The 2,078-nt window shown below is 60.8% G+C and carries 1 protein-coding gene; it reads right to left on the reverse strand.

Annotation, left to right across the window (positions count from 1 at the left end; genetic code table 11):
- Window positions 1–115: 115 nt before the first annotated feature.
- Complete coding sequence (locus tag FJ980_RS30005) at window positions 116–1,642, reverse strand: ABC transporter substrate-binding protein (protein WP_140547233.1); 1,527 nt, start codon at window positions 1,640–1,642, stop codon at window positions 116–118.
- Window positions 1,643–2,078: the final 436 nt, after the last annotated feature.

A 2,078-nucleotide genomic window follows, 5' to 3' on the forward strand; every position in this document is an offset into this window, starting at 1 on the left:
GAGAAGAGGCTGGCTCAGCCGCCGGCGACCTCTTCTCCCCTCGGGGAGAAGGTGGCCCGAAGGGCCGGATGAGGGGGCCTGCCGGGCGAGACCCGGCAGGGGGCAAGGCCGATAATCAGGCCGGGGTCATCAGCGCCGGCAGCAGAGCGCCGGACACGTGCTGCACGACATTGACCTTCTTCGAATGCACGATCGGCTGCGCATATTGGATCAGCGGCAGCACATAGGCCTGCTCGGCGATGTATTTGTCGACAGCCTTCCAGCCGGCGATGCGCTTGGCCTCGTCCTTCTCGCCCCATAGCGGGTTGATCATGTCGATCAGGTCCTGGCTGTCCCACACCGAATGCGGGCTCGGGCCATACATGGCAAAGCCGGTCGAGGTGGTCGGATCGCCGATCGAATTGCCCCAGTTGTAGAAAGCAGCCGGCGCCAGCTTGTCGGCGGCGCGCAGCTCGTAATGCTTGGCGATCTCGTAGACCTCGATATTGGCCTCGATGCCGACCTTGCGCCACATGCCGACGATCGCCTGGATCATCTCGTAGTCCTTGGGCTTGAAGCCCTTGGTCGTCTGGATGGTGAACTTGACCGGCTTCTTGGGCGAATAGCCGGAGGCGGCGAGCAGCTCCTTGGCCTTTTCCGGATTGTGCTCAACCTTGATCGATGGATCGAAGGCCGTGTATTCCGGCGTCTCCAGCGTCGCGATCGGCTGGCCGTAGCCGCGCAGCAGCCGCTTGACCAGAAGCTCCTTGTCGACTGCCATCACGGCCGCTTGGCGGACGTTCTTGTCCAGCATCGCCTCGATGTCATTGAAGAAGATCATGCCGATGTCGGAAACATTCTTGACTGAGCCGGCAAGTCCGTCCTTGGCGATCAGCCGGTCATATTCCTCATAGGGGATTTCGAGCGTCACCTGCGAGGAGCCGGATTCGATCTCGGCGACGCGGCTCGCCGCGTCGGTGACGAATTTGATCGTCACGTTCTCGAAGGCCGGCTTGGTGCCCCAATAATGCGGATTGGCCTTCAGCCGCAGGAAGGCGTTGCGCTCGAACTTGTCGACCATATAGGGACCGGTGCCGATCGGCGCCTTCTCGAAGCCTTCCGCGCCGACCTTCTCGTAATAGGCTTTGGGCAGGAAGTAGCCGGTCAGGAACGACATCCACTTGAAATAGACCGGGTCGAATTGCACGACGTCGCCGGTGATCTTGTTGCCGTCGATCTTGAAGTTGTTGACGTTCTTCCAGACGAACTGGATCGGGTTGCCGGTCTTCTCGTCACCGGCGCGGGTCAGCGACCACACCACGTCTTCGGCCGTGAAGGGCGAGCCGTCATGCCATTTCACGCCGTCGCGCACCGTCATCGTCACCTTGGTGCGGTCGTCGTTCCAGCCCCATTCGGTGAGCAGCCCGGGCGTGAAGGAAAGGTCCGGCTTCTGCCCGATGATCTGGTCGAACACCGACTGATAGAGTCCCTGGATGGTCGGGTTGACGGCCGAGGGTCCGGTCGTCGGGTCCCATGAAGGCAGGTTGACGTTGTAGGCGATGGTGAGTTCGTCCGCCGCCTTTGCCGCCCTCGGCAGGCCGAGCGTCGCAGCACCGATCGCTGCGGCACTATATCCGAGAAGGTCGCGTCTGTTGATGGTCATGGTCGTTCCCCTTGTTGGTTATCATTTGTCCGCGCGGCGTTTTCATTCGGTGGTGGGCAACCCGCGCCTTGTCCATCCCGGAATTCTAGCCCTTTGTTGGAGCCTGATGCCGAAAACCGGTTCCAGTTTTCGGCATCAGGCTCTAGTTCCCTGACACAGGGATTTTGAAAGGTTGCCGTTTGTCTTGGTGCAAGATTTCCGTTCTTTTCCGTGAAAATCGGCGCAAACGCCGGGATTGGTTGAAGCCGCCCCAACGTCGTCATTCCAGGGCGGAGCAAGGAGCGAAGCGACGCGCGCAGACCATAGAATCCATTCCGTGGCTTGGAAGCGCCGCCGCGGTGCAGAATTGTGCTCCGTTCCATTCCTTGGCGAAGGTAACGGCATGGATTCCAGGGTCTTCGCGACGGAGCTTCGCTCCTGCTCCGCCCTGGAATGA

This window comes from Mesorhizobium sp. B1-1-5 (assembly GCF_006443065.1).
Classification (GTDB): domain Bacteria; phylum Pseudomonadota; class Alphaproteobacteria; order Rhizobiales; family Rhizobiaceae; genus Mesorhizobium.

Bases quoted from the DNA above. Each gene is read 5' to 3' on its own strand.
- FJ980_RS30005 (WP_140547233.1), bottom strand. From the start codon at position 1,642: ATGACCATCAACAGACGCGACCTTCTCGGATATAGTGCCGCAGCGATC.